We start from the raw sequence: 26,522 nt of genomic DNA on the forward strand, positions 1-26,522 counted from the left end.
CATTTCACCTAAAGTCGCCTGATAGGAAATTCTGTTTTTACCCTGATTTTCAGAAAATGCCTCTGAAACGGTACCTGGATTAGAACAGAAATGCGGACCTTTGCGGCCATTATGAATACCCCCGCTTCGCCTACCTACTCGTTCCGGTTCTGGATGCTGTGTTTGAGTTCTTTTTTGTTCTCGGCCAGTTTCAACATGATCATCCCGGAGTTGCCCAGTTTCCTCACGCGCCTGGGTGGAGCCGAGTACAAAGGTTTCATCATTGGCCTGTTCACCCTCACCGCCGGACTCTCGCGCCCGTTCAGCGGAAAACTCACCGATACCATCGGACGCTTGCCCGTCATGTACTTTGGGGTGGCCGTCTGCATTTTGTGTAGCCTGCTGTACCCTTTGCTGACCACCGTCTTCGCGTTCCTGCTGTTGCGCCTCATCCACGGGTTCTCCACCGGGTTCACGCCCACCGGCGAATCGGCGTACATTGCAGACATTGTGCCCCTGGAACGGAGAGGCGCCGCCATCGGAATTTTCGGGTTGGCCGGAAGCCTGGGCCTGGCCGCCGGTCCCGCCATTGGTGGAGAATTCAGTCGGCACTTCTCATTGAACGCGCTTTTCTACAGTTCCTCGGCCATGGCCTTGCTGTCCATTCTGGTACTGGTGAACCTGAAAGAGACCTTGCCCAACAAGCAACGGTTCAGGTTAGGCCTGCTGCGCATCCGGCGCGATGAGATTTTCGAGCCCCTCGTGATTCCACCCTTTATTGTGATGCTGCTCACGCTGTTCTGTTACGGTGCTGTGCTCACCGTCACGCCGGATTTCAGCCAGCACCTGGGCATCCAGAACAAAGGACTGTTCTTTACTTTCTATACCGTGGCCTCGGTGGGCGTGCGGTTTCTGGCCGGTCGTGCCTCAGACCATTACGGGCGCGTCACCGTTCTGCGGGTGTCTACCCTCATCATGGCGGTTTCTATGGTGGCACTTGGCCTGGCCCAAACCAAAGCTATGTTCCTTGGAGCTGCCGTGCTGTACGGCATCGGCACCGGTATGAACTCGCCTACGCTCTACGCCTGGGCCATTGACCTGAGCCACCCCGAACGTCGCGGAAGAGCCATGGCCACCGTGTACATTGCTTTGGAAGCCGGTATCGGAATCGGTGCCTTCGCTGCCGGTTGGATCTACGGCAACCGTATTCCTTTCATCCCTTTCGTTTTCTGGGGAGCCGCCGCGCTGTGCCTGCTGGCGTTCCTGTACGTGGTGGTAGGCAAATTCCCGAAGCGGGTAGAGGCGTAGCGTTTTAGGCTATTTTTTGAGAAAAGAGGAGTAAAATAGAAGATTCCTGACAGTATAACTGAGCTGGCGCGAGTCTCCAGACTCGTGCCTACGGATGATGCGAACGCTCCAGACTCGCCGGGCACCACATTCACATGTGGTGCGGAAGTTACATACTGTGACTTCTGAGCTAGTTTCCAGCAAGGCACGGAAGTGACTTCCGCGCCATAGTTAACTCATGACCGCCTGTTTCGCTGCGGGGCAGCGAGGATAGTCAGAGACTATCCATTATCCGTAGGCACGAGTCAGGAGACTCGCGCCAGAAAACACTCGCGCCAGCAGAAGTAAGAATAGAAAAAGTCTGTCTTGCTCCACCACTCAAGACTCAAGACTCAGAACTCATAATTTCTTCTACAAATATCCCTTCGCCTGAAGCCGGAACAATTCTGCATACCTGCCTCCTTTCGCCATTAACTCCTCATGTGATCCCATTTCCACAAACTGGCCGTTTTCAATGACCAAAATCCGGTCTGCCATGCGCACGGTGGAGAAGCGGTGCGAGATGAGGACGGCGGTTTTTCCGTGGGTGAGCTCCGAGAAGCGTTGGAACACCTCGTGTTCGGCGCGGGCGTCCAGGGCGGCGGTAGGCTCGTCCAGGATCAGGAGTTGGGCATCGCGCATGTAGGCTCTTCCCAAGGCTATCTTCTGCCACTCGCCGCCAGATAAATCCACGCCTTTGTTGAAGCGGCGGCCGATGATCTGATCATAACCCTCAGGGAGTTTAGCGATGACCGTGTCTGCCAGGCTTTGCTGAGCCGAGGATTCAATGCGGGGATGGTTCTCTTTTTCCTCAATCCGGCCGATCGCGATGTTGGTGCCCGCGCTCATCTGAAACCGCACGAAGTCCTGGAAAATCACGCCAATTTCGCGACGCAGGTCGGCGGGGTCGTATTCGCGCAGGTCAATGCCGTCCAGCAGAATGCGGCCCTCGGTGGGGTCGTAGAGGCGGGAGAGGAGCTTCACCAGGGTGGTTTTCCCGGCTCCGTTTTCGCCCACCAAAGCTAGTTTCTCGCCAGCGTGGAGCGTGAAACTCAGGTTGCGGATAGCCCATTTCTCAGAGTTTCGGTACCGAAAACCCACGTTCTCAAACGTAAAGCCGTGCCGGATGGGACGCGGGAAAACAGGAGCACCTTTGATGCGTCGGATGAGCGGTTGGAGTTCAAAAAAATCAAAGAAATCCTGCAGGTACAAGGCACCCTCGGCCACGCTGGTGAACCGGTTTAATACCGCTTCCAGCAAGCCGCGCAGGCGCATGAACGAACCGGAGAGAAACGTCAATTGACCCAAAGAAACCTGTCCCTGCACCGTTTGGGAAATGAGGTACACGTAAGCTCCGTAATAGCCCGCGCTACCTAAAGCGGCAAACACGCTGCCCCAGAACGCCCGGCGGGTGGAGAGCTTTTTATTGTCATGGTAGAACTTGTCTGACAGGGTGCGGAAACGGTCGATCAGGAAACCGGATAAGCCGAAGATCTTGACTTCCTTGGCGGTCTCGTCGCTGGCGCCGGTTTGGCGCAGGTAATCCAGCTCGCGGCGCTCGGGGGTCCAGCCGTGGACCAGAGAATAGCTTCGTTCGTTAAAGTGCGATTCTCCCAGAAAAGCCGGTAAAACGGCTATCAGGAGCAAAAGCAATAGCCACGGGTAAAAGGCGATGAGCCCGGCGGCCAGGAAGATCATGGTCAGGATGTCCTGCATCTGGCCCAGCACCTGGCTCATGAGCACCGTGCGGCTGAGGGTCTGGCGGCGGGCGCGTTCCAGTTTGTCGTAGAAGGCGGAGTCCTCAAACTGGTCCAGGTCCAGCTCGGCGGCGTGCTCCATGAGCTTGATAGAAGACTGGTTCGCGAACAGATCGCCCAAAAGACCATCCGTCAGGGCAATACCCCGGTTCAGGAAATCTGAGAGCACGGCAAGGCCAAACTCAATGCCTATGAGCGTGAACAAATGGCTTAGCAGTTTGGCCTCGGCCTGGGTGAGCCGCACTACTTCGTCAATGATCAGCTGCCCCACGTACAGCACCGCCAGCGGTACTGCTGCCCGTAGCAAACGCAGCACCACGTTGACCAAGGCCATGCGCGGATTGGTTTGCCATACCATTTTGAGGAACGGCGGTAAATGCTTGAGCGCGCTCACCCGCTCCTGCACCGTGAGTTGCGGCTTGCCTTGTTGTGGTGGCTTTCGCCCGAAAAGATTATCCCAGAATGCCATAGGCGTTGAAGTTACTAGAAAGCGTTTTTCTTACGCATATCTGGTTTAAACGGAGTTCACCGAAAATGAGTCAAAAACCCGTTACTGGGGGAGAAACGTTTCTCAAGGCGGCAGGAGTAGTCTGTTTTAGACCTGTTTTCAGGAAATCTGCCCTAAATCTATCTATTTACTATACTTTAGGAAACCTCAGGCAGTAGCAACTGGGTTATAGTCAGGTTACCTTTGTCAGCGCGTGAAAGGGAGACGGTTTTTGGTTCCTCACCGCTATATTTTCGTAGGAGATTATTATGGAAGAATCGTTTTTACATAGGCTCTGGAGTTTGCACCAGCAGAACCAGTTCCGGATTCCCACTGGCCTTTTGTGCCAGTTTTTAAATAGATTATTGCAGGTGCTTTTTCCGCCGCTCACAGATCAGCCCTTCAAAAACTCGCAGGAATTGGCCCAGGAGGTTACCTTTCTGGAGCAAGAGCTGGAGTCTCTGTTGGAAGGCGTGCAGCACATCAGTGATTTCTCGGCGGCCGAAACCGTGGCGTTGTTCATGCGGCAACTGCCCCAACTGCACGAGCAGCTCATTGCCGATGCCGAGTTTATTCTGGAGGAAGATCCGGCGGCCCGGCACATTGAAGAAGTAATGCGTTCCTATCCGGGGTTTTATGGCATTGCCGTGTACCGCATTGCGCACGTGCTGTACCAGGCCGGAGTGCCGTTGCTGCCGCGCATTCTTACGGAGTACGCCCATAGCCGCACCGGCATTGATATCCATCCTGGCGCGCGCATTGATTATCCGTTCTGCATTGACCACGGTACCGGCATTGTGATAGGGGAGACCACCCACATCGGAAAATACGTGAAGTTGTACCAGGGCGTGACCTTGGGGGCCTTGAGTGTTTCCAAACACATGATGGACATCAAGCGCCACCCCACCTTGGAAGACCGCGTGATTATCTATGCCGGGGCCACCATTCTGGGCGGGAACACCGTAATTGGGTCAAACAGTATCATTGGCGGTAACGTATGGCTCACCGAGAGCGTACCTCCGTACTCACGGCTGTACCACCGGGCCCAAATCAAGGTAAGCCGGTCTGAGGCCCCGGAGAACATCCTTGATTTTTCTATTTAACCTATCGCCTTTATAGGGTTGGTAAATTAATTATACATTTGTACCAAGCCGCCGGGAGGAAGCCTTGCCTGCGGCAGGTATTTGTTCTAACGTAACCTTTACGATATGAAAGCAGACAACATTTTACAGACCATCGGGAATACCCCCGTGGTACGCATTAACCGATTATATGGCGCCGATGCGCAGGTGTGGATGAAGCTGGAGCGTGCTAACCCAGGCGGGAGCATCAAAGACCGCATTGCCTTGTCCATGATTGAGGACGCAGAGCGCCGCGGCTTGCTGAAACCACACAGCCATATCATTGAACCAACTTCCGGCAACACCGGGGTAGGTTTGGCCATGGTGGCTGCTGTTAAAGGCTACGAGATCACATTGGTAATGCCAGAGTCTATGTCTATTGAGCGTAGAAGACTCATGGCTGCCTACGGAGCAAAGCTAGAGCTGACTCCGCGCGAGAAAGGCATGAAGGGTGCCATTGAGCGCGCCCATGAACTGGCCGACGGCAACGAGAACGCCTGGATTCCCATGCAGTTCGATAACGAGGCCAATACCCGCATCCACATAGAAACCACCGCCGAAGAAGTCTTGAGAGATTTCCCAGATGGCGTGGATTACCTGATCACCGGTGTTGGAACCGGCGGTCACATCACCGGCGTTGGCCAGGTCCTGAAAAAGAAATTCCCTAACCTGAAGGTATTTGCCGTGGAGCCTACCTTGTCTCCGGTATTGAGCGGTGGTGCCCCAGGTCCGCACCCAATCCAAGGCGTAGGCGCAGGCTTTATCCCTAAGATCATGGATATGTCTGTGCTGGATGGCGTTATTCAGGTAACCCCTCAGGATGCTTTTGAGTACGCCCGCCGTGCTGCAAAAGAAGAAGGTATCTTCGTGGGGGTTTCCTCCGGAGGTTCTCTGGCAGCCGTAGCCCAGAAACTTGCTGAGGTAGAGCCAGGTGCCAGAATTCTTACGTTCTGCTATGACACTGGTGAGCGTTACCTGTCTGTAGAAGGACTGTTCGTGTAACCGGACTGATTAAAAAAAACAAAAAGCCTCTGTTGTTTTACAACAGAGGCTTTTTGTTTTAGGGCTACTTTGGAGGAAATAGATCCAGAACAGGCTATGTTTTCTGAATTGGTGAGCGCTAGAAAGGTGTATAAAACAAAAAGGGCTCACTATTATGAGCCCTGTAGTGGAGAATATCGGAGTCGAACCGATGACCTCTTGCATGCCATGCAAGCGCTCTAGCCAGCTGAGCTAATCCCCCGTTTTGATGATGCAAAAGTAACAGCCATTTTGATAACTGCAAAATATTTTCTGCTCATTTCTGCTTTTTTGTTTGACCTAACACAACAGGTGAAATACAAACTTGCGAAGAATAAAATATAAGTAGTTGATTCTCTTTTGTCTAAGTGAAGCAAGAAGCAGGTTTGAATTTTCGGGTTAAAATCAGAAAAGGAGACGAAATCTGTTTTCGTCTCCTTTTCCAGAAATCGGCTCTAAAACTGTTTATTCGAAAATATAACGCAGACCCACCTGTCCTTGCCATCTGGAGGAGAAGGTGGTGGTCCAGACGCTGGTAGAGGGGTTGGTAAAGGTAAATTGCGGCCGGTTCTCGTCATTGCGTCTCTGGAAGCGGATTAGTTCCACTGCTGAGTTATTTACTGAGTAGTTGTGGCCCCAGTCGCGGTTTATCAGGTTGCCCACGTTGAAGATGTCAAACGTTATCTGTAACGTATGATTCTTGCCTCCCAGGTTGGCGAAGATGTCCTGAGCCAGGCGCAAATCTACGCGGTGGGTCCAGGGGGTACGGGCTCCGTGGCGTTCAGCAAATTGGCCTCGGCGACTTCTCAGGTAATCATCGTTCTCAATAAATGCGTTCAGGTCTGCCCACTGTTGAGCCACGGTGCGGGTCACGACTCCGGCATTGTTGGTAGCGTCAATCAGTCCGCTTTCCTCAATGGTGCGAGGCACATAGATCAGGTCGTTGGCGTTACTGCCGTCGTTGTTTACATCGCCGGCGTACAGATACGTAAACGGCAGGCCAGACTGACCTTCATAGAACAGGGAGATAGAGGTAGAGAAGTTGTTCAACCACTTGAAAGTGTAGCCTCCCGAGGCAATAACCCGGTGGCGGATATCGAAACGGGAATAGGAAAGCTCCGGATCATTTGGGTTCCAGTAAATCTGGTTGAACTGCCAGTTAGAACGGGCTGTGCTGCTGGTGCCGCTGTTCACGTCTTCAGACTTGCCATAGGTATAGGCTACCATGGTGTTGAGGCCGTTGTTGAAGTTCTTCTGCAACTGACCGGTTAATGTATAGGTGTAGCCTCTATTGGTGTTGTCCAGCAAAATCACGTTTGTGAAGGCAGAAGAAACGCGGCCAGAAGAATACAGTGGACGTTTGTCTGGCCCTGTCAGGTTACTGGTTGGACCAAGCAGGTTTATGTCCCGGTACACAATGTCGTTCATGGTTTTGGAGTAGATCCCTTCCAGAGTAGCAATGATCCCGAAAGGAAGCGTGTAGTCTACTGCCACGTTTGTGCGGAAGGTCTGGGGTATCTTAAAGTCTTCAGAGATCAGGTTAATTTCTGCGGTAGAAGCTGCCGGACCCAGATTTCTGATATCGTTTATATTGGTTACAAATCTGTTTGCGGCGGTTTGGTTGCGCAGGAGTAAGGAACTGAAGGTTATCCCATTGTTGGTAAACTGGTTAGACAGCCACACAAACGGAACCCTACCCGTGAAAATACCGGTACCTCCGCGCACCTGAAACGTCTTGTCTCCTCTCACATCCCAGTTGAAGCCTAACCTGGGAGCCCATAATAGTTGGCCGCCCGGGGTTACGTCTGTTCTCAAACCTGCGTATTCGGTGTTGGCGAAAGCGGTTTCAACGGCCGCGTTACGGGCTGGTTCATCCGGGATGAGCGGCACATCTACCCGTAACCCCAAGGTTAACCGCAGGTTTTCCGTTACGTCCATTTCGTCCTGCACATAGAAACCTAATTGGGCCGCGTTGAAATCAGCGGCGGGCGTAGGGTTATTGGGGTCTGCGGAATAGGTTTGTTCAATCTGGAAGGGTCTACCGGCGTAGAAGTCTTCAATGCTGTTGAACTGGTAATAGCCGTTGTAGTTATTGATGAACAGGTTCCGGAAATTGAAGAACTCATTGTGCGTACCAACGGTGAACGTATGGCGCCCCCTGAAAATGGTCAGGTTATCGGTGAACTCAAAGATATCCTGGTCCAACTCATTAAAGGCGGAGCTCCGTTCTGTCCCTGCTGAAATGGTGTTGCTACCGCTTCCTAAGAACCGGATGGTAATCTGCGGGAACAAAGCCCCTGGTGTATCACGCCGATCGCGGATTCTTGAATAACCCACAATCAGGTTGTTGGATATGTTCTCAGAGAAACGGCTCCGTAACTCAGTTACGGTACTGTTGGTGGTGCTGTTGAATTCGTAGGCGTTGCCCCCAAACCGGAACGTGGTGTTGGTGCGGGTGATATTATCGTCAAAGGCATCAACAAAGTTATGGCGAAGGGTTAATTGGTGCCGGTCTGTGATGTTCCAGTCTAACCTACCGAAGATTTTGTTACTCTCGGTTCGGCGGTTGATGGCCCCAAACGTACCTGGGTCATACCCATATTTGATGCGAAGGGTATCGGCCAGGTTGCGCACGTCTTGTGCCGGTACAATGGAGCTGGGATCACCCAGGTTAAACAGAAGAGGCTCGGTACGGCGGGTGATCTCCCCGTTCAAAAAGAAGAATAGTTTATCTCTGATGATGGGACCACCCACCCTAAAGCCGGTTTGGTAATCTTTGAACTCAGCGGTTTCCTGTTCAGTAATGGGGTCTTTGCCTACCGTATTCTGGTTACGGCCGAAGGCGTACACAGAACCTTCCCAGTTGTTGGTACCTGAGCGGGTAACCGCGTTGATGCCCCCTCCGGTGAAGTTCCCGAATTTAACGTCATACGGGGCCAATACCACCTGAATTTGGTCAATGGCGTCCAGAGAGATGGGTTGGGTGCCTGCCTGCCCTCCGGGAGTACCTGTGCCTGCCAAACCAAACACATCGTTGTTCACGGCTCCATCTATGGTGATGTTATTATATCGGTTGTTGGCTCCGCCAAGAGAGTTGCCGGATGCCTGCGGCGTAAGACGGGTGAAATCCTGCAGAGAGCGGCTCAGAGTGGGGAGGCGCTCAATCTGCTCCCGCGACACGTTGGTGGCTGCCCCGGTTCTGTCTGCGTTAATGATTGCGCCCCGTTCAGATACTACCTGTACCTCGCTCAAGCCCACTGCACTGGCTGAGAGCGTTACATCTAGCCGAAGTGTCTGGCCGAGGGACAGGAACACATTCTCTCTACGCTGGTCCTGGTAACCTATATAGCTTGCTGTAATGGTATAAGGGCCGCCCACCCGCATGTTCAGCAGGTTAAAACGGCCGTTTTCGTCGGCACTGGCGGCATACTGTGTATTGGAAGGCGTGTGTACCGCCACTATGGTAGCGCCGGCTAATCCCACGCCACTGGCATCATTGATCACACCAGTCATGGAGGCCGTGGTTGCCCCTTGGGCCCAGCCGAAGTGAATGGGTAAACAAATCGCCAGAATAATCATGAAGGGAGTAAATAGTTTTTTCATAAAGAGGTGACTTTGGTCAATTGTGCTTGTAAACTGTACTTTAAAAGGGTGTAGCTTAAAATAGGCGGGTTTGCGAGCGCTTGCATCAAAGATTCTCCTCCTTATGATTGACGGAGGCGACCAGCACTGTCTGCCGGTAGGGAGTGGAGATAAAACTTGCAATTTCTATTTGCAAGAGTGTGATTAGAAAAGACGGTCTCCTTTACGGTGATAATGCTTTCATGTTCTTAGTGAAAGATTATCATTACGTTAACTGCCTTGGTTTACGACTTAGGTTAATACTTGTTTTTGGATTATTCTTTTTATTCCATTTAAGAGTAGAAGCATCTGGCCGTAAAGGTCCTTTGTTCATTAGTTGGTGTCTCTTGTATATGGATTCTCCCTGAATCACATACAGATATAGTCTGTTAGGTGTAATGATCAGCAGTTAACACTTGAAGTGCACAAGGGTCTCACTCGAGCGAACCGTTAGGATATGTTCATAATGGTGTAAGCAATTGTTCAACTGGTAGTGAGCTGGCATTCTTGCCAACTGTGGGTATAAGTCTGATGAGGAGAAGAGAAGGTTGTATATAGGCGATAATATTCTTAAGGTTTTTAGTATGAATTTTCTAATAAAAAATTTTTATAAAATTTTTATCTGTAAATGTTTTGAATAGTAAAAAATAATAGACTGATAGTATAAATACCTAAAAGAGAAGGTTTTTCAAAATTATGAAAGGTTCTTTGTGAGTTTCTTAATATTTTAATAGAACTGTGAACGGTCTGCTCTTTGAAAGGAGGTAATTCGTTGATTGGGAGCGACTTTGTTAATTTTATCTTAACATGTGAGTTAAAAAAATTATGATTTCGTTCTTACCTTTGCGGCAAAGAACAACAACCTTATATGAAAAACTTTTTACAACGGAAACTATTTATAATAGTTGTCCTGATGTTTTTTAGCTCCCTGTCTGTTTTTGCACAGAGAACAGTTAGAGGTAAAGTAATTGATGCGGTGACTCAGGAGTCCTTGCCAGGCGCATCTGTTGGTGTGAAGGGCACCACAGATGGTGTGTCAACTGACATTGATGGAGGATTCGCAATTAAAGTAAATGCTGACAACATTACTTTAGTAGTAAACTATGTAGGGTATGTGACGCAGGAAGTAGCCGTTACTGGCTCAAATGCAGGTACCATCAAATTGCAGGCAAATGCAAGCAGCATCAATGAAGTAGTTGTAACTGCAAACAGCTTCGCAATTGAGAGAGAGACACCGGTAGCTATGTCTACTATCACTAGTGACGTGATTGTAGAGAAAGCCAGCCAGCAGGAATTTCCTGAGTTATTGAAGTCTACCCCAGGGGTGTATGCAACCAGAGGGTCAGGCGGTGGATTTGGAGATGCCAGAATCAACATGCGTGGTTTCCAGAGTGCCAACATTGCTGTTCTCATCAACGGTATTCCGGTGAATGACATGGAAAGCGGCCGTGTTTTCTGGTCTAACTGGGCTGGTTTAACGGATGTGACAAGATTCATGCAGACTCAAAGAGGTCTTGGTGCCTCAAGAGTAGCAGTTCCTTCTATTGGAGGGACTATCAACATTGCCACTAGAACAACTGACGCAAAAAGAGGAGGATTCATCTCTCAGTCTATTGGTAATAACAACTACAACAAGACCGCCTTCTCTCTTTCTTCAGGACTGAATGAAAAGGGTTGGGCTTTTTCAATTGCAGGCTCAAGAAACACCGGAGACGGTTGGTTTGAAGGATTAGCATATGAAGCATATACTTACTTCTTCAACGTTTCTAAAATTATCAATGAGCACCATACGCTTTCCTTAACAGGTTTTGGTGCCCCACAATACCATGGTTCAAGATTTGAGCGTAGAGGTATTCAATATTACAGAGATGCTCCGCAAGGAATCAGATTCAACCCTAACTGGGGAATCTTGAATGGTGAGAACAAAACCATCAGCGGTAACTTCTACCATAAACCACAGTTGTCTTTGAACCACTACTGGACAATTGATGAATCGTCTTCCTTGTCTACAGCCGTGTATGCTTCTATTGGCCGCGGTGGTAACGAGTTCCCTAACAATGCCAACCTATTCCTGGGTACAAGAACTGGAGGAGAATATTCACCAGTAGACATCAATGCTTTGGTTGATCAGAATGTGGCTTCACCAGATGGCAGAGCTGTGGCGTTCTTGCAGTCTAACAGAAATGATCACGTATGGGTAGGTACCTTGAGCACTTACCAAAAGTCATTGACAGATAAGTTTGACTTATTGGGTGGTCTTGATTTAAGATACTACAGAGGTATTCACTACAACTCAGTCCGTAACTTATTAGGAGCTGATTATGTTCTGGATAGATATACCACAGGAGCTAGTGGTGACATCAACAATCCAAACAAAATGGCCAAGACTGGTGACAAGATTGGTTACAACTGGGATGGTCTGGTGTTCTGGGAAGGTGGTTTCTTGCAAGGTGAGTACAAAACCGGTCCTTTAGCGGCTTTCGTTTCCTTAGCTGCTTCCAACACCTCTTACAAGAGATTCGATTACTTCAGATACACTGCCGACGATCCTAACCGCGAAAGTAAAACAGTACACTTCTTCGGTTACCAAGCCAAAGGTGGTGCTAACTACAACCTGAACGAAAACCACAACGTTTTCGCCAACGTGGGTTATTTTGAGAAAGCTCCTTTCTTCACTACTGTTTTCCCAGGAAGAGATTTCACAACAAACCAAAACTTGCCTAACGAAGAAGCTGAGAATGAGAAAATCCTGAGCTATGAATTAGGGTATGGCTACAGAAGCTCCATCTTCACAGCTAACGTGAACTTGTACAGAACTACCTGGAAAGACAGAACCCTTGCCAGAAACTTTACAGGTCAGGATGGTAACCCAATCTTCGTGAACCTTTTAGGGGTGAATGCATTACACCAAGGCGTTGAGGTGGATTTTGAGTATCACCCAATCAAAGGTGTGAACTTGAGAGGTATGCTTTCTGTAGGTGACTGGACCTGGTTGAACAACGTAGACCAAGTGGTTGTTGAAAGCTCTAACCTAAGCAGAGAACAAATCATTGGGCCATTCAACATTGCTGGCTTGAAAGTAGGTGATGCTCCGCAGACAACTGCTGCTCTTGGCTTGGATGTAAACATCATTGAGGATCTGAAAATTGGTGCTGACTATAACTACTATGCAGATTTCAGCGCAGATTTCAACCCGGTAAGCTTACCTAACAACAGAGCAACTGGTACCTGGAAAGTGCCTAACTACTCACTGCTTGATCTGAATGCAGTTTACAGATTTAAGTTCGCAGGCCTGAATGCTTCTATTATCGGTAACGTGAACAACGTATTCAACACAGAATACATCTCTGACGCTCTGGCCAACTTCGTATCTCCTGGTGGTGATGCTCCTGCTGTAAGCAATGCAAGTAACTCATCAGTATACTTTGGACAAGGCAGAACCTGGACTACCACTTTGAGAATTAACTTCTAATAAGAACCAACATGAAAAAGATAGTTTATTTGTTCTTCTCTGTGATGACCATGCTGGTGAGCGCATGTGATCCAATGGAAGATGTATATGAAGAGTTGGATGCGCTGCCACGTGATAGAAGCGAATATCAGAACATTGACATTACCTTAAGTCAAACCAACTACAAAGACATTAAGGGTAATGATGTTCCTTCTTACGTAGGCAACAACTATTACTTTGCTTCAGAAGAAGAGGCTGCCAAATTTATTCCTCTTTATTTGAACACTGCCTACCCACAACTTCTGGAAGGCGACATCATCAATGTTACTTACAACGCCCTGAAATTTGCTTTCAAGGGTAATACTGTGGCAGAGCGTGATGCCTACACCTTGACAGATGCTGATTATGCCTTAGGAGGTACAACTTTCAAGAACTTTGACAGATGGTCACAGATTGAGACTTTCCTGAATACCAGATACGCTACGCCTTTACAAGGCAGACTGGTAACCCTAACTTTTACATGGTTCAGCAACAACCAGTCTCCAACTTCACAGACCAGAACAGATTCTTACTACTACACCAACGGTAGATGGGAAGATGCTTACTTGGTTACTACTGAAGATTATCTTAAAGTAGAGCGGAACAGAAACAATGCTTTTGCTCCTGCAGATGAAGCTTTGTTGCCTGGGTTCTTTGATAACTTCTTAAAGAACAAAATTTTTGGAGCGAAAGCTGGTGATGTACAGTACGTGAGTTATGCAGTGCGTATGAGTTCTTCCTCAACGTTGCAGCAGGTAATGGGAATGATGTATGATGGTAGCAACTGGACCAGAATCCCAAATAACTACTTCTCTACTGAACCAAGAACACTTACCTTCCTGCGCAAAAATGGTGTATGGGCACCTGATCTTACTGTTAGATACACCCTTGTGGCAGCCGATTATGAGATGATAGCTGGTTTCTCAAATGTTGGAACACAAGCCAACAGAGATAACCTGAAACAGTTTAAGAACTTCTATCAGGTGGGTAACGGTACAGATACAAGATATTGGACCGAAGCCCAAATCTTTGCTGGCTTAGCCGAGTTTTTGAAAGCTAAATACCCTAACGCTGAAGTTGGACAGAAGTATCAGCTTACCTACATTGTTTACAGAGGAAGCAATACAACTGTTCAGACTACACTTGAGAAGAAAGAATCTGGTAATTACGAAGTAATTCAATAACAAATTGAATGTACAATAGAAAAGGCCCCGTCAATGGTGACGGGGCCTTTTTTTATGCTAAAACATACAAGTCACAAAGGTGAAATCATTGGCCCGATACTGGAAGATGTCATCATTATCGCTGATAACCTAACAACTAAGCTTTCAGGCACTCAGATTCTAAGAAGGTGAAGGAAGGTATAGGAGATCCTATCCTGATAAAATTATTGTTAGAATAAAAGTATTGTTAGATGCTTGGCCGCACTGCTTTTACAAATATTTTCTGATAATAGGGGCTAAACAGATTATCCTCTTTAACACCTAAAGAAGTGGAGGCATGGATAAACCAGACATCGTTCTGACCTTTGACCTCAGTAACCATGCCTACGTGGGTAATGTTGTAAGCACTTTGAGAGGAGCTGAAGAAGACCAGGTCGCCGGCCTGCAGTTCAGCAGGGGAAATGGCGGGGCCAAAATTGCTTTGTTCATTGGAGGTGCGCGGCAGTTGCACGTCTATGGCCTGGTAAGAGGTGCACAGCAAGCCTGAGCAATCCATGCCTATGCGGGTGGTGCCGCCCAATTGGTATGGCGTGCCGGTGTAAGAACGGGCGGTGGAGATCACCGTCTGGATATCGCGGCGTACAGAAGAGGAGTGGTTGCTGGAGATATGGATAGAGCTCGGACCTTTCCTGCTTTTACCCGTGGAGAGGTGAATTTCTTTAACCGGTTTGCGGCCACCCCCGGTGCGACGCTCCATTCGCTCTTTGCGCTTGAGCTCGGCAATCTCTCTTGCAGACCTGTATTTTTCGTTGGGTTTGCTGAACGTTGAGTAAGATGATTTCCCGCAGGAGCCCAGGAGAAGGGAAAGGCTTAAAAGGAAAAGGGAAGATGTTCTGGATACGGTGTTTGAAGTTTTTCTCTGGAGGCGCATTTCAATATCAATCAATGGTAAAGCGATCAAATCCTTATTAAAATGAGTTTCCAACCTTACCCTTCGTTTCAACCTTACTCTTTTAGTAGAAGTAATCAGTAGACATCCAATCTGCCAAGAACCCCTATGCTAACGTCTGCAATGATAAGGCAGTATCTAAAAAGATGCAACCCAAACCGTTAGCAAGGCTATATGCTTGGTGTTCAAATAAATAAAATCAGAAGTGGTTTTCAGGGAAGTAGTAAGTGGTGTTTTGGGCCTGTTTTGTGAAAATCAGGCTTAAAACTAGCTGGTTCTGCCTTGCAGAAATTCTACCGCACGCCTTTCTGAGTAGTAGAGGTTCTTGAAGAAATTCTCTGAAAACCCCACATGACCGCCTCCACTCGGGATTTCAAGGTAGAAGTTGGGGTTCTGCAAAGCCTGCTCCACAGGAAAGCACTCAGGAGAAAGGAACGGATCGTTTTTGGCGTTCACCAGTAGGGTAGGCACGGTTATCTTGTGCAGGTGCTGTACAGAACTACATTTCTCATAATACTCCTCGGCGTTTTTGAAACCGTGCAGAGGAGCTGTGAAACGATCATCGAACTGCTCAAAGGTGGTAATGAGATGATAGTCGTCCAGGTTTACCGTAAAGCGCTGGGCTTTTTCCTGAAGCTTCAGGTGCAGGCTCTTGAGAAATCGCTTCATGTAAATCCGGTTCTGGGGCTTGGCTAATTGCTGGCAGGCACTCTTCAAATGGCAGGGAACCGAGAACACGGCCGCTCTCTGAACCTGCGAAGGCACCTTTGAGGCCCACTGAGAAAGGTAGTTCAGGATTAGGTTGCCGCCCATGCTAAAACCTACCAGAAAAACGTTTTGGTAGGCTTTTTGGCTAAGCGCATGCCGAATAACCCAATCCAGGTCTTCTACGGCTCCCATGTGGTAAGACCGTAGCAAAAGGTTGGGCTCGCCGCTGCAGCTCCTGAAGTTCCAGGCCAGGGCATCCCAACCGGCTTTGTTCAAGGCCAGCACCATCCCCTTCATGTAAGGCCGGTGCGTATCTCCCTCTAACCCATGACACAGCACCACCAAAGTATCTGAATCTACAATAGACCAGTCCAGGTCCAGGAAGTCTTTGTCTGGCGTTTGAATGCGCTCCCTTTTATAGCTAAGAGGAGGCGTTCTTCTAAGCGTACTGGGAAGAATGGTCTGAAAATGCCCATTGAACATGTAAAGCGGAGGCTTGTAGTCTGGACTTGGAAGTACGGGCATTGGTGTAAGCAAATTGGTAAACCTTCTCCAAAAATAACTCATTAGCTCCAAGGGGCCAAGGTGAATGCACGCGGGGAGAGTTAATAATTGTACTTTATTAATTCGTCAGGCTTTTGGTGGCATTCAGCGTGAGAAGGGCTAAGTAGACCTAAAACTTCAGCAGGTCATTATCAAGAATGATAGTTTTGAATAAGAAATTAAATTAAAGAGGCTATGCTGAACCAAGAAGTAACCATACAAAACGGCTGGCTGGAGGATTATAGCTCCCCAGAGGAGGCGTCTCAGGCGTCTACTGAAGGGTTTATGACTGGAGAGCAACTAATTACATCGTCTCAGGCCAAGTTAGAGAAGCTGAAAGCCATGTACCGGCAACAATTAGGCTTTGATGCTATTTGTGCCTGAACGGTTGGTAAAAGCCTCTTTGCATAGATAGGACCTGTTTTCATTGCCTATATACGCTACTATTGTAAAGCGGCTGTGGATTATGCCTGATTGGATTTTAAACAGCTCAAAAAGAAAGGCCGTCTCTAAGAGACGGCCTTTCTTTTTGAGCTGTTTATGGAAATATGGGATAAAAACAGAGATATGTTCTTTTTGTCTTACCGAAGTACCACTCGGCGTACGGTGGTGCCTTTATCGGTTTTGAGGTGAATCAGGTAAACACCTTTTGGCAATGATTGCAAGTTGAACGTGGTGGGCTGACCGGCAGTAGAAGCCTGTTTTGCAGCAACAAGTTTTCCAACGGCATTGTACACCTGGGCTTCTATCAGCCTAAGGCCGGCAGGAGCCTTGATGGTGAAGATACCTGAAGTAGGATTAGGGAAGAGTGTCAATTTGCCCTCTAACTCTTTAGAGATTCCGGTGAGGGTGGAAGTGCCGTAAAGGGTAACATCATCAATTGCCAGCACCTCGTTCGAGTTATTGTTTCTAACAACCAATTTTAGCTGTACCGAGGTAGTACCATTAGGGATGCGTACAACCACCCGTGAAGGGGCATTGTCGCCGGTTACTTCGTTCGTTACCAAAAATGTCTTAGTCAGGGGAGTTCCGGCAGTGGTTTCCAGGACGCCTGTTCCGTTCATGCCATAGCGTATGTTGCTACCGGTGGTATTGGCAGTGATTTTGATGTCTGGGGTAGCAGAAAAGCCTGCTCCGTTCAGGGCTACATATGCTTCAATGAAGTCATTGAGGTCCATCCCGTTTCCATTGGTGTTGATAGAAATAGAGCTGTTGAAGAATTCCAGCGCTAAGTTCTGGTAGTTGGTGGTAGAGATATTCTCAAAAGTGACCTCGGCGGTTGTGGCATTCACTTGCAAGGATTTAGCGCCGCCGTGTATGCGTTGGCCATTTGGAGTGCCCGTGTTTTCAGCGGAGCTGCTGAAGCCTGACGTAACAGCCCAGCCATCGTCAGAGCTGTTCTCAAAGTCTTGTCTTGCCACTACGCCCGCTGGTAGGTTGCCTCCGGCTGTTTCGGTTTTTACAAGCAAAACGGTAGAGGCAGCGGAGTATTGCCATCCGTTAGAGCAGCTTTCAAATGCTACCACGTAGTATTCGGTATTGGATTTTAGGCCCATGATGTTTACGCTGGTGGCATTGCCGCTGTACACCACTTTGGCATCGCCCAAAGCCGGTGCGCTGGAGAAATTCAGGTTAGCTGAGGCGTAGGAAGTACCGTTTTGTGGAGTTGCGGTAGGAGCGCTGCCTTCCTTCACCAGAATCAGGCGGCTATCACCGTTGCCACCCGTGAAGGTTAAGGTAAATCCGCCAGTAGCAATGTTGGAAGAGGCCAGGTTGGTAACGCTTTGGCTTGGAGCGCCAGCGCAGGTGTAATCTGGTAAAGTGGTCTGCGCCGTTGGGGCAGCGGTTGTGTTGTAGGTATTGTCTGTGCTGCAGAACTCAAATACCTGTACGTGGTAGGTGCGGGTAGCGGTGAGACCAGTAACGGTTACTGAGCTTCCTGAGCCGCTGTACACAATTTTGTTTCCATTGGTTTGGTCAGCGGCTTGGGAGAAATCAGCGCTAATTCCGGTGGTGTAGGTGCCGGTGGGGGTAAAGTTGGGTGCGGCGCCTTCGCGTACTACTACCAGGCGGCGGTTACCGTTTCCATTGGTCCAGCTTACCTTGAAAGAGGTTTGGGTAGCCTCTGAGATAGCAACCTGGCTGGCTTGGGTAGTGGGGGAGCAAGTGGCCGGCGTGAATCCCCAGGCCGAGGCCACCATCTCTGGATAATCAATGTACGGGTTACGGTTGCCTTGTACGCGCTCTATGCGGTTATTGCGTTCCAGTTCCTGAGCATCTACCGGGTCTTGCAGGTGCCACTGGTACAGCGTCTGCATATCGGCTGCGGCGCTGATGGTGTTTTTGCCTTGTTCAAAGTTCTGCCCTTCGTGCATGGTGTAGAAGTAGAAGATGGCACGGGCCAGGTTGCCTTTGTGTACTTCGCGGGGCTCAAACTGGGTGTTGGTGTCCTCGCTGTACTCGTCAATGTTGCTGGTTGGAATGGTAGTTTGGGAAGAATTCAGCCTGATCCATTTAGCTGTTTGAGTATCCGGAATATCGGCGAAAGGATCGCTGCCCCGGTCACTGTTCCACTGGATCACGGTAGGGAAGAGGTGGTGAATGTCGGTACGCATCCGCTCTACCTCGTTAAACCAGGACTGCGGTACCGTATGCTCGCAGTTGATGTTGGCAATGTCAGTTGAGGTGCTGGTTTCGCTGTAGGCAAAGGCCTGCTCAAAACCGGAGTAAACGCAGGTAACCTTATCGTTGTAATTGTCTACGTAGTGGTACATTTTGCCGCGGGCCGTAGAGTAACTCAGAACCTGGCGTTTGCCGTCGTACCAATTCTGGCGGAACCAGGCCCTCAGTTCAGAGCCGCTTAGGTTAGCAGGTGGGGCGGTTTGCGCAATGGATGCAGAGATCCCGCACCAACTCACCATCAATACTGTCAGGAGGAGGCGTAAAGATTTATTCATGAGAAGAGAAGCTGATGAGTTGCAAAGGTACAAAGCCTGCTCTTCTTTGAATAAGAATGTTGGAGTATCTGTGTTAAATTAAGGTTAACTCCTATAGAAAGTAGAACTAATCGTTGAAAGTGTTTCAGGCCAATGGAAGAGAGCTTGTTCCTGCCCGGTTTTAGAACATTGAAACCAAGCAGAAACAGAATATTAAAAAAGAAAAAGCCTGAGGTTTGTCTCAGGCTTTCTTTGAAATTCAGCAAAAACAGGCCAGAAACCTATTCTTCGCCTTTGTCTTTTTTCTTCTTTTTCTGCTTGTGCTTTACCACCTTGGCATCTACGTAGAATACAATTTCTTCGGCAATGTTGGTGGTATGGTCGCCAATGCGCTCCAGTTTTTTAATAATTCCAGACACCTTCAAGCTTTGGGCAATGTTGTCTGGGTGAGACTGGAAGTAATTCATCAGCATCTTGTCTGTCTTGGCGTGGATCTTGTTCAGGATCTTGTCCTGTTTGATCACTTGCCGGGCAAGGTCTGTGTTCTCTTCCAGGAAGGCCTGCCGTACGTTTTGCAGCATGGCGGTGGTGGCATCGTACATCTCCAGAACCCGGCTCTCCTGCAGCAGGGTAGGCTCAATGGGCAGACTGGCCTCCTTCAGCATATGGGCAATGCTTTCGCCGGAGTCTCCGATGCGTTCCAGGTTGGAGTTGATCTTCAGGATAGACAAAACCCACCGCAAATCTACCGCCACCGGGTTGAACAGCGCGAAGATGTTCTCGCACATCCGGTCAATTTTGATATCGTAGGCGTTTACTTTCTTTCCGCTTTTGATGATCTTCCTGGTCAGGTCCTCGTTAGGGTTAACCAGGGCATCGCGGCCAGACTGTAACTGGAAATCCACCAAATCCCACATCTCCTCCACCTTGTTCTTGATCCGGAGCAGTTCTTTATCTAATTGGTTCATATCTCTTGATTCTGGGTAAGGAAAGTACTTGAATGAAAGCAAATTTACTTTTCCTGATGATGGCTCCTTCGCTTAAGTAACCTGAAACCTCCTCTTGTTTTTATACCCATTTTCTTAAAACAGGCCTGAAACAGAAGGGTTGGGTTACCAGCAGAGCCTTTTTATCAACCAAAACGGCCGGTAATGTAATTCTGTGTGCGCTGGTCTTTGGGGTTGGTGAAGAGCGTTTTGGTTTTGGCGTACTCTACCAGTTCGCCCAGGTAGAAGAAAGCGGTGTAATCGCTCACGCGGCCGGCCTGCTGCATGTTGTGCGTTACAATTACAATGGTGTAATTCTCTTTCAGCTGGTGAATCAGCTCCTCGGTTTTGGCGGTAGAAAGTGGGTCAAGGGCCGAGGTGGGCTCATCCATCAATAGCACTGAGGGCTCAATGGCAAGGGCGCGGGCAATGCAAAGACGCTGCTGCTGCCCCCCAGAAAGCTCAAACGCGCTTTTCTTCAGTTTGTCTTTCACTTCGTCCCAAAGGGCGGCTTGTTTCAGAGATCGTTCTACCCGCTCCTCAATAAATTTCTTGTCTTTGGTGCCGTTCACGCGCAACCCGTACGCCACGTTCTCAAAAATGGATTTGGGGAAAGGGTTGGGTTTCTGGAACACCATGCCCACGTGCTTGCGCAGGTCGTCTACCTGGATATCAGATTTGTAGATGTCTGTCCCGTCAATGAGAATGTCGCCTTCAATCCGTACGCCGTCAATAAGGTCATTCATCCGGTTAAAGCACCGCAGGTACGTAGACTTACCGCAACCCGATGGACCAATAAAAGCCGTTACCTGGTTTTTCTTCATGGCCATGGTGATGCCTTTCAGGGCATGGAAGTCGCCATAATACAGATGAACGTCTTTGGTTTCAATACTATTCATATCAATCTAAAGAAGGCACTTTGGAATTAGGATCGTGTTTTAAGCCGGTTTTTCAGAAACCAGGCCTGAAACGAAGGATTAATGCATTTTTACTTTGTTACCGAAATATCGCCGCAGCCAGTTGGCCAGCAGGTTGGCCACCAGCACAATCACAATCAGTACGAAAGCCGTTCCGTATGCCATGGCTCTGGAGGCTTCAATGTTGGTACCGCTGGTGGAGATTACGTACAAATGGTACGGCAAGGCCATAACCTGGTCAAAGATACTGGTTGGCAGTTTGGGCAGGAAGTACGCCGCTACTGTGAACAGGATAGGAGCCGTCTCGCCGGAAACCCTGCCAATGGAAAGAATCAGACCGGTGATGATGTTAGGGAAGGCCATAGGAAGCACTACCCGGCTGGTGGTTTGCCATTTAGTGGCCCCCAAAGCCAGCGAGCCAATCCGGAAGGAATTGTCAATGGCTTTCAAGGATTCCTCCGTGGTTCTGATCACGACGGGCAAGGCCAGCAACCCTAAAGTCAAGGAACCAGCCAGAATAGAATCCCCGAACCCGAACTGGTGCACAAACAAAGCCATCCCAAACAAACCGAACACAATAGACGGAATACCGGCCAGGTTATTGGTCATGAGTTTCACAAACCGCTTGAACCAGCTGTCTTTGGCGTACTCATTGATGTAGATGCCCGAGAGAATGCCGATGGGGAACGCGAACAGCATGCTGCCCGCCACCAGGCAAAGGGTACCCACAATGGCCGGGAAAATACCGCCTTCGGTCATGCCTTCGCGCGGGGCCTCGGTAAGGAAATCCCAGCTGATGACGGAGATGCCCCTCACCAGAATAAAACCCAGTATCACAATCAGGATGGCTACAACGGCGAAGCTGAGCAGCCTGAAGATAAAGAAGGCAATGCTCTGGGAAAGCCGCTTGCTTTTATTTGAAGAAGGATTGCTTCCGAAACTCATGGCTTATCTGTTAGCTTTCTTTTTAGTAGATACCAGGTCTACCGTCATGTTAATGGCCAGGGTCATCAGGAAGAGGATACAACCCAGCGCAAAGAGTGCCTGGAAATGGATACCTCCCTGCGGGGCCTCGCCCAACTCTGCGGCAATAGTAGCCGGAATGGTTCTTACCGGTTCCAGGAACGTATGCGGAATCACAGAGGCGTTACCAGTCACCATCAATACGGCCATGGTTTCGCCAATTGCCCGACCGATACCTAAAATGGCGGCCGTGGAAATACCAGAGATAGAATACGGGATGATGACCCGGTAAATAGTCTGCCACTTGTTGGCGCCCAAAGCAAGACTGGCTTCCTTCATGGCGCGGGGTGTGGTACGCATGGCGTCTTCTGAAACCGAGATAATAGTAGGAAGCGCCATAATGCCCAGGATAATACTTCCGGCCAGGGCCGTTTCACCCACTGGCAACCCAAACACATCCTGAATGAGCGGCACAATCACCACCAAGCCAAAGAAGCCATACACCACCGATGGAATACCGGCCAATAGCTCAATAACAGGCTTCAGGAAGTTTCTGACTTTAGGATTGGCGATTTCGGCCAGGTAGATGGAGGTGGCCAAACCCAGCGGCAGGGCGATGAGGATAGCTCCCAGGCTTACCCACAGCGTACCCAAAATGAGAGGTAAAACCCCCAGTTGAACCGCCGGTTGAATGGTAGGATACCACTCCTTTCCGCCCAAAAATCCGCCTACTGAGATGTTGTCCAGCTCAATTCGCCGGCCGGCGAAATCCTTGGCAAGGTATTCCTCTGGGAAAAAGGCCAGAATGGTAGGGTCTTTGGCTACCAGCTCGCTAAGGCGTTGGGGCAGGTATTCAAAGTTGGAGCCAATCTGTTCTTCGGTGTAGTAGTCGGTGATGTCGTCTACCTCAAACAGTTTGATGGGGGCATTGGCGCCGCCCAGTTGGTTCCAGTTGGTAATGTTCTGGTCAAAGATCTCCTTTACCTGGGAGGCTGTGAGTTCTTTCACCGGATTTTGCTTGTTAACGGCAATAACGGAGCCTTCCGCTACCGGCGTCTGGCTGAATACGCCCAAGCCTTCTTTGAAGAGGAAGAACACAATCAGCAGCACGGTAATACTGGTAACCGTGCCGCTGAGGGTGATCAATCCTTCTATTACTCTTTCACCTAGGTTGTTGAAGTACCGTTTCAAGAGAATGGGATTAGGCGAAAAAAAATTACTTGCTCAATGGGATGTAACCAATATCCTGTACCGTTTTCTGGCCTTCTTCAGACATGACGTAGTCTACAAAAGGCTTCACTTTGGCTTCTGCAGTAGCGTCATAGAAGAAGAACAGCGGACGGGAAATAGGATAGGTTTTGTTTTTAGCGGCCTCTACGCTTGGGGCCACAAATGTTTTGCCCTGGTCATAAGACACGGCCAACGCTTTCACTTCTTTGGTTTCATAGGCTAAGCCAATGTACCCAATGGCACCATTCGTCTGGCTCACCGACTGAACAATGGAACCCGTGGCAGGCATCATGAGAATACCGTTGGCGTAGTTCTTTTTGTCCATTACGTGCTCTCTGAAGAACTCATAGGTCCCAGAGCTGGTCTCGCGGGAGTAAGGCACAATCTTCTCATCGGCACCGCCCACTTCTTTCCAGTTGGTGATTTTACCGGTGAAGATACCTTCCAGTTGCTCGCGGGTGAGTTGACTTACTTTGTTGCTTGGGTGAACCACCACAGAAAGGGCATCATAGGCAATAAGTGCTTCCTTTACGTCTTTCTTGGCGCCTTTCAGCTTCAGTTTCTCTTCGGTTTTCAAACCGCGGGAGGCCATGGCAATGTCAGTGGTGCCTTCCTGTAAGGCCGAAAGACCAACACCTGTACCACCGCCCACTACGGTTATGGCAGAACCGGCGTTTTTAGCCATGAACTTTTCGGCTTCCTGCTGAGCCAACGGGAGCACGGTGTCACTTCCCTTGATGGTGATGGTAGCCGCTCCGGTGGCAGATTTGTCAGCTTCAGTGTTCTCTTTCTTGGCATCGTTGCCGCCGCCACAAGCTCCCAGAAACAAAGTAGCTATCAGAAAGCTGCTTATTTGGGTTTTGATGGATCTCATAGGTTTAATTTTTAAATTATTACGTCAGTTTTGAAAAAATGTCTTAAAAGTTGAATTGGGCCTGCAAACGCAGAAGGCGTCCGTTCTGGCGGTTGTCCAGGCTTTTCCCGTCGCGGGAGGTACGGTCTGAGATGGTGTATTGGGTAGCCAGCTCAAAGTTGGGGAGAGGCTGCCATTCCACGCCAATCTCGGTTTCGTACACTCTGTTAAAGCGGGCATCGGTTTCGGCTTTCTTGCCGCCTTTGTAGTACTGGGCTTTCACAAACGGAATAAGGGTTTGCCCGCCTATTTTCATTTCATACATAGCCTGGGCATATCCGCCGTGCAGTGATTTGGTCTGAATGGTTCTGGTAGCCGCATCAAACTCAGGACCTTCCCCAACGTTGTACTCTGCCTGGAACCCGAAAGGCTGCGGGTACACCACTAAACTGGCGGCCACCCGGCGGTCTGTAAAGTTTCCTCCTTTGATATCTGAACTGCTTAACTGGTCTGAGGTAACGGTGTACACCCCAGTGTAGGCCTGTATACCGGGCTCTATGATCTGGCCGTTTTTAAGAGCAAACGGATAAGAAAGCCGGGCTACTATGTGCTGGTTGTTGTTGGCCTCTGGGCGGTTAGCGGTCTGGCCGTTGTACACACCCAACCCGAATACGCCATAGTCGCCGGAGCCTTTGAAACGGCTGTTAGCCAGTTCACTGAATCTTTTTCTGATGTGCTCCGGAGCCCAGTAGAACATCACCCCTAAATCACGCTCGTTAGGAAGGGCGCTGTTCAAGGCATCGTTCCGGTCTAGCGTGAGGCGGTTCTGGCTGGACTGCATGTTCTCAAAGCCGTAAGGAATCTTGCTTTGACCTACCCGCAGACGATACTCTTTCTTCTTATCTAAAGACAAATCAAAATAAGCGTCTCTGAGCTGGGCAAAGTGCAGGCTGGTGCTGCCTGATGGAGTAGAAGCCAAATCTGGCTGGATATAAATGTAAACGCGGTCATGCACGTTTCCGCTGAAAACCAGACGGGCCCGTCTGATCAGGAAGCCGCCTTTGTCGCCCACAGATTTATCGTACTCGGTCCGGAAGTTAGGATTGGTTTCCAGCAGGCGGTTATAGCGAATCTGAACATAGCCCCGCAATGAGATTTTGTCATACCAATGGGATTTGGTGGCTTCGGGGGCTTTGGGTTTGGCTATCACTGAATCCTGGGCAGAAGTGATGGTTTCTTGCGCCTGGGCCATAGTAGCAGTAAGCATAAAAGCAGTGATAGCACTTATTTTTTGCAAATAAGATCTTATCTCTCTTTTGTTTATGGGTGAGAACATAAGCAAAAAGTGAATGAATAATTATATTAAAATTTGTAGCGCTCCCCGGATTTAGTCAGAATACAGAGATTGCTTTGGTAGGGTAAAAGTTCAGCAGGTATTGGTGCCAAGCCCTTGCACTACCATCAAAAAAAGAACTGCTCCAAAACTGTAGTCTGCAGGTTTGGAGCAGTTACCTTTTTTCTGCTGCAAAAGTAGAGGGGGTGTATTGCCTGAATATTACTGCTATGTTAAGTAATTGTTAAGACAAGCCTGTGTGTGGTAAACCGGGCTAAGCCTGCCGGTAAGAGACTATTGATGGGGTAGGAGTAGCTAAGGCGTGAGGACAATCCAAAGAATTGCTAAATGGCAGTTGTTCTTCAATTAAGCCCGTTTAATGGTGCTTTGGTGATTTATACTAAGTATTCTATAGCGTTTTTGAGTTTAATTTTCACAAACGGCTCAGAAACCGCTTGCTTAGGTGGCTTTCTTTTTATAATTTATTACCTCCTGGCAGGAACTCTATTTTTTCGTAAACTGTATGCATGTTAAAATATTCTTAAAATAATACTGTAAAAAGAGGAAGCCCCCGCCTTCATAAACTTTATTGTATGGCAAGAACTGTGTTGCTGATTGAGCCCTATGTTACCATTGGGATGGATGCCAAAACTGATACTATGTATGTAGATTGGTGGGGCGATGTCACAAAGCAAAACGTGTTGGACGGATGCACCCTCATGCTTCAGATGCTGGATCAGGAGAAATGCACCAAGGTGTTAAACAACAATACCTACGTAACCGGGCATTGGAAATCCACGGCGCAATGGGCCTTCACCGAAGGATTCAAAGCCTTGGACAATACCACCTGTACATGTTTTGCCTGGGTAAAACCTCCTATGAGCACCATGGAAGCCGATTACGTAAAACGGTTGAACGTGAAGAATGTGGAGGTGTGCATCTTTGATAGCCTTTTAGCGGCAGAGAGATGGTTGCATGGGGCAGGGGTTAAGAAAACGCATCCTGCTTTACATGCCTTCGAGTATTAGGGAGACTGGCAGAGAAGTCTGGTGATAGTTTTTCCATCATCATTTCTCAACTAACCATATGCAAGGCCAGGGAGTTTGTGGCGGGTGGTTGAAAATTGCCGCTACACAGGGC

Annotated in this window: 18 protein-coding genes and 1 tRNA gene; 7 read left to right on the plus strand and 12 right to left on the minus strand. The window is 48.9% G+C overall.

What is annotated here, in order from left to right; translation table 11 throughout:
- The first annotated feature begins 111 nt into the window (after positions 1-111).
- On the plus strand, positions 112-1,287 hold the full coding sequence (locus JT719_RS19045; protein WP_207435327.1) for an MFS transporter: 1,176 nt from the start codon (positions 112-114) through the stop codon (positions 1,285-1,287).
- A gap of 390 nt (positions 1,288-1,677) precedes the next feature.
- Here the strand turns inward: JT719_RS19045 and JT719_RS19050 are convergent, their stop codons facing one another.
- On the minus strand, positions 1,678-3,531 hold the full coding sequence (locus JT719_RS19050; protein ID WP_207435328.1) for an ABC transporter ATP-binding protein: 1,854 nt from the start codon (positions 3,529-3,531) through the stop codon (positions 1,678-1,680).
- A 287-nt stretch (positions 3,532-3,818) separates the two neighbouring features.
- Between JT719_RS19050 and JT719_RS19055 the strand changes: the two genes are divergently transcribed.
- Together JT719_RS19055 and cysK are read left to right on the plus strand one after the other, a co-directional pair.
- Entirely contained in the window at positions 3,819-4,652 is an 834-nt protein-coding gene (locus JT719_RS19055; protein ID WP_207435329.1) for a serine O-acetyltransferase, read from the plus strand.
- A 105-nt stretch (positions 4,653-4,757) separates the two neighbouring features.
- Complete coding sequence (gene cysK / locus JT719_RS19060) at positions 4,758-5,672, plus strand: cysteine synthase A (protein WP_207435330.1); 915 nt, start codon at positions 4,758-4,760, stop codon at positions 5,670-5,672.
- Positions 5,673-5,839: 167 nt separating this feature from the next.
- Here the strand turns inward: cysK and JT719_RS19065 are convergent.
- Together JT719_RS19065 and JT719_RS19070 are read right to left on the minus strand one after the other, a co-directional pair.
- Positions 5,840-5,913: transfer RNA gene (locus JT719_RS19065), tRNA-Ala, on the minus strand.
- A gap of 242 nt (positions 5,914-6,155) precedes the next feature.
- Positions 6,156-9,293, minus strand: coding sequence for a TonB-dependent receptor (locus tag JT719_RS19070; protein WP_207435331.1), 3,138 nt, complete (start codon positions 9,291-9,293; stop codon positions 6,156-6,158).
- Between the two features lie 931 nt (positions 9,294-10,224).
- On the opposite strand from JT719_RS19070, the gene JT719_RS19075 reads away from it, so the two are divergent.
- Together JT719_RS19075 and JT719_RS19080 are read left to right on the plus strand one after the other, a co-directional pair.
- Complete coding sequence (locus JT719_RS19075) at positions 10,225-12,783, plus strand: TonB-dependent receptor (protein WP_242693381.1); 2,559 nt, start codon at positions 10,225-10,227, stop codon at positions 12,781-12,783.
- An 11-nt stretch (positions 12,784-12,794) separates the two neighbouring features.
- A complete protein-coding gene (locus tag JT719_RS19080) occupies positions 12,795-13,985 on the plus strand; it encodes a hypothetical protein (protein ID WP_207435333.1) in 1,191 nt (396 codons plus the stop codon).
- Between the two features lie 226 nt (positions 13,986-14,211).
- On the opposite strand, the gene JT719_RS19085 is transcribed toward JT719_RS19080, so the two are convergent.
- On the minus strand, positions 14,212-14,721 hold the full coding sequence (locus JT719_RS19085; protein WP_242693357.1) for a C40 family peptidase: 510 nt from the start codon (positions 14,719-14,721) through the stop codon (positions 14,212-14,214).
- 459 nt (positions 14,722-15,180) lie between these two features.
- Complete coding sequence (locus JT719_RS19090; protein ID WP_207435334.1) at positions 15,181-16,146, minus strand: YheT family hydrolase; 966 nt, start codon at positions 16,144-16,146, stop codon at positions 15,181-15,183.
- 213 nt (positions 16,147-16,359) lie between these two features.
- Between JT719_RS19090 and JT719_RS19095 the strand changes: the two genes are divergently transcribed.
- Positions 16,360-16,548, plus strand: a complete 189-nt coding sequence (locus JT719_RS19095) for a hypothetical protein (RefSeq protein WP_207435335.1) — start codon at positions 16,360-16,362, stop codon at positions 16,546-16,548.
- A 197-nt stretch (positions 16,549-16,745) separates the two neighbouring features.
- Here JT719_RS19095 and JT719_RS19100 read toward each other — a convergent pair whose 3' ends face one another.
- The 7 genes from JT719_RS19100 to JT719_RS19130 form a co-directional block, all read right to left on the minus strand.
- Positions 16,746-19,121, minus strand: coding sequence for an endonuclease (locus tag JT719_RS19100; RefSeq protein WP_207435336.1), 2,376 nt, complete (start codon positions 19,119-19,121; stop codon positions 16,746-16,748).
- A gap of 260 nt (positions 19,122-19,381) precedes the next feature.
- A complete protein-coding gene (phoU, locus tag JT719_RS19105; protein WP_207435337.1) occupies positions 19,382-20,068 on the minus strand; it encodes a phosphate signaling complex protein PhoU in 687 nt (228 codons plus the stop codon).
- A 164-nt stretch (positions 20,069-20,232) separates the two neighbouring features.
- Positions 20,233-20,985 (minus strand): phosphate ABC transporter ATP-binding protein PstB, encoded by a 753-nt coding sequence (gene pstB, locus JT719_RS19110; RefSeq protein ID WP_207435338.1) that lies wholly within the window; start codon positions 20,983-20,985, stop codon positions 20,233-20,235.
- A gap of 78 nt (positions 20,986-21,063) precedes the next feature.
- A complete protein-coding gene (gene pstA, locus JT719_RS19115; protein ID WP_207435339.1) occupies positions 21,064-21,948 on the minus strand; it encodes a phosphate ABC transporter permease PstA in 885 nt (294 codons plus the stop codon).
- 3 nt (positions 21,949-21,951) lie between these two features.
- Positions 21,952-23,157 (minus strand): phosphate ABC transporter permease subunit PstC, encoded by a 1,206-nt coding sequence (gene pstC, locus JT719_RS19120; RefSeq protein ID WP_207435340.1) that lies wholly within the window; start codon positions 23,155-23,157, stop codon positions 21,952-21,954.
- Between the two features lie 25 nt (positions 23,158-23,182).
- A complete protein-coding gene (locus tag JT719_RS19125) occupies positions 23,183-24,070 on the minus strand; it encodes a PstS family phosphate ABC transporter substrate-binding protein (RefSeq protein WP_207435341.1) in 888 nt (295 codons plus the stop codon).
- Positions 24,071-24,113: 43 nt separating this feature from the next.
- Positions 24,114-25,316, minus strand: a complete 1,203-nt coding sequence (locus tag JT719_RS19130; RefSeq protein ID WP_242693358.1) for a porin — start codon at positions 25,314-25,316, stop codon at positions 24,114-24,116.
- 659 nt (positions 25,317-25,975) lie between these two features.
- Here JT719_RS19130 and JT719_RS19135 point away from each other — a divergent pair.
- Positions 25,976-26,410, plus strand: coding sequence for a hypothetical protein (locus JT719_RS19135; RefSeq protein ID WP_207435342.1), 435 nt, complete (start codon positions 25,976-25,978; stop codon positions 26,408-26,410).
- The last annotated feature ends 112 nt before the right edge of the window (positions 26,411-26,522 follow it).

Origin of the sequence: Sabulibacter ruber (assembly GCF_017355955.1) — a bacterium.
GTDB classification, from domain to species: domain Bacteria; phylum Bacteroidota; class Bacteroidia; order Cytophagales; family Hymenobacteraceae; genus Nibribacter; species Nibribacter ruber_A.

Coding starts and splice junctions, on each gene's coding strand:
- JT719_RS19045 (WP_207435327.1), top strand. CDS start 112: ATGAATACCCCCGCTTCGCCTACCTACTCGTTCCGGTTCTGGATGCTG.
- JT719_RS19050 (WP_207435328.1), bottom strand. CDS start 3,531: ATGGCATTCTGGGATAATCTTTTCGGGCGAAAGCCACCACAACAAGGC.
- JT719_RS19055 (WP_207435329.1), top strand. CDS start 3,819: ATGGAAGAATCGTTTTTACATAGGCTCTGGAGTTTGCACCAGCAGAAC.
- cysK (WP_207435330.1), top strand. CDS start 4,758: ATGAAAGCAGACAACATTTTACAGACCATCGGGAATACCCCCGTGGTA.
- JT719_RS19070 (WP_207435331.1), bottom strand. CDS start 9,293: ATGAAAAAACTATTTACTCCCTTCATGATTATTCTGGCGATTTGTTTA.
- JT719_RS19075 (WP_242693381.1), top strand. CDS start 10,225: ATGTTTTTTAGCTCCCTGTCTGTTTTTGCACAGAGAACAGTTAGAGGT.
- JT719_RS19080 (WP_207435333.1), top strand. CDS start 12,795: ATGAAAAAGATAGTTTATTTGTTCTTCTCTGTGATGACCATGCTGGTG.
- JT719_RS19085 (WP_242693357.1), bottom strand. CDS start 14,721: ATGGAGCGTCGCACCGGGGGTGGCCGCAAACCGGTTAAAGAAATTCAC.
- JT719_RS19090 (WP_207435334.1), bottom strand. CDS start 16,146: ATGCCCGTACTTCCAAGTCCAGACTACAAGCCTCCGCTTTACATGTTC.
- JT719_RS19095 (WP_207435335.1), top strand. CDS start 16,360: ATGCTGAACCAAGAAGTAACCATACAAAACGGCTGGCTGGAGGATTAT.
- JT719_RS19100 (WP_207435336.1), bottom strand. CDS start 19,121: ATGAATAAATCTTTACGCCTCCTCCTGACAGTATTGATGGTGAGTTGG.
- phoU (WP_207435337.1), bottom strand. CDS start 20,068: ATGAACCAATTAGATAAAGAACTGCTCCGGATCAAGAACAAGGTGGAG.
- pstB (WP_207435338.1), bottom strand. CDS start 20,985: ATGAATAGTATTGAAACCAAAGACGTTCATCTGTATTATGGCGACTTC.
- pstA (WP_207435339.1), bottom strand. CDS start 21,948: ATGAGTTTCGGAAGCAATCCTTCTTCAAATAAAAGCAAGCGGCTTTCC.
- JT719_RS19125 (WP_207435341.1), bottom strand. CDS start 24,070: ATGAGATCCATCAAAACCCAAATAAGCAGCTTTCTGATAGCTACTTTG.
- JT719_RS19130 (WP_242693358.1), bottom strand. CDS start 25,316: ATGCTTACTGCTACTATGGCCCAGGCGCAAGAAACCATCACTTCTGCC.
- JT719_RS19135 (WP_207435342.1), top strand. CDS start 25,976: ATGGCAAGAACTGTGTTGCTGATTGAGCCCTATGTTACCATTGGGATG.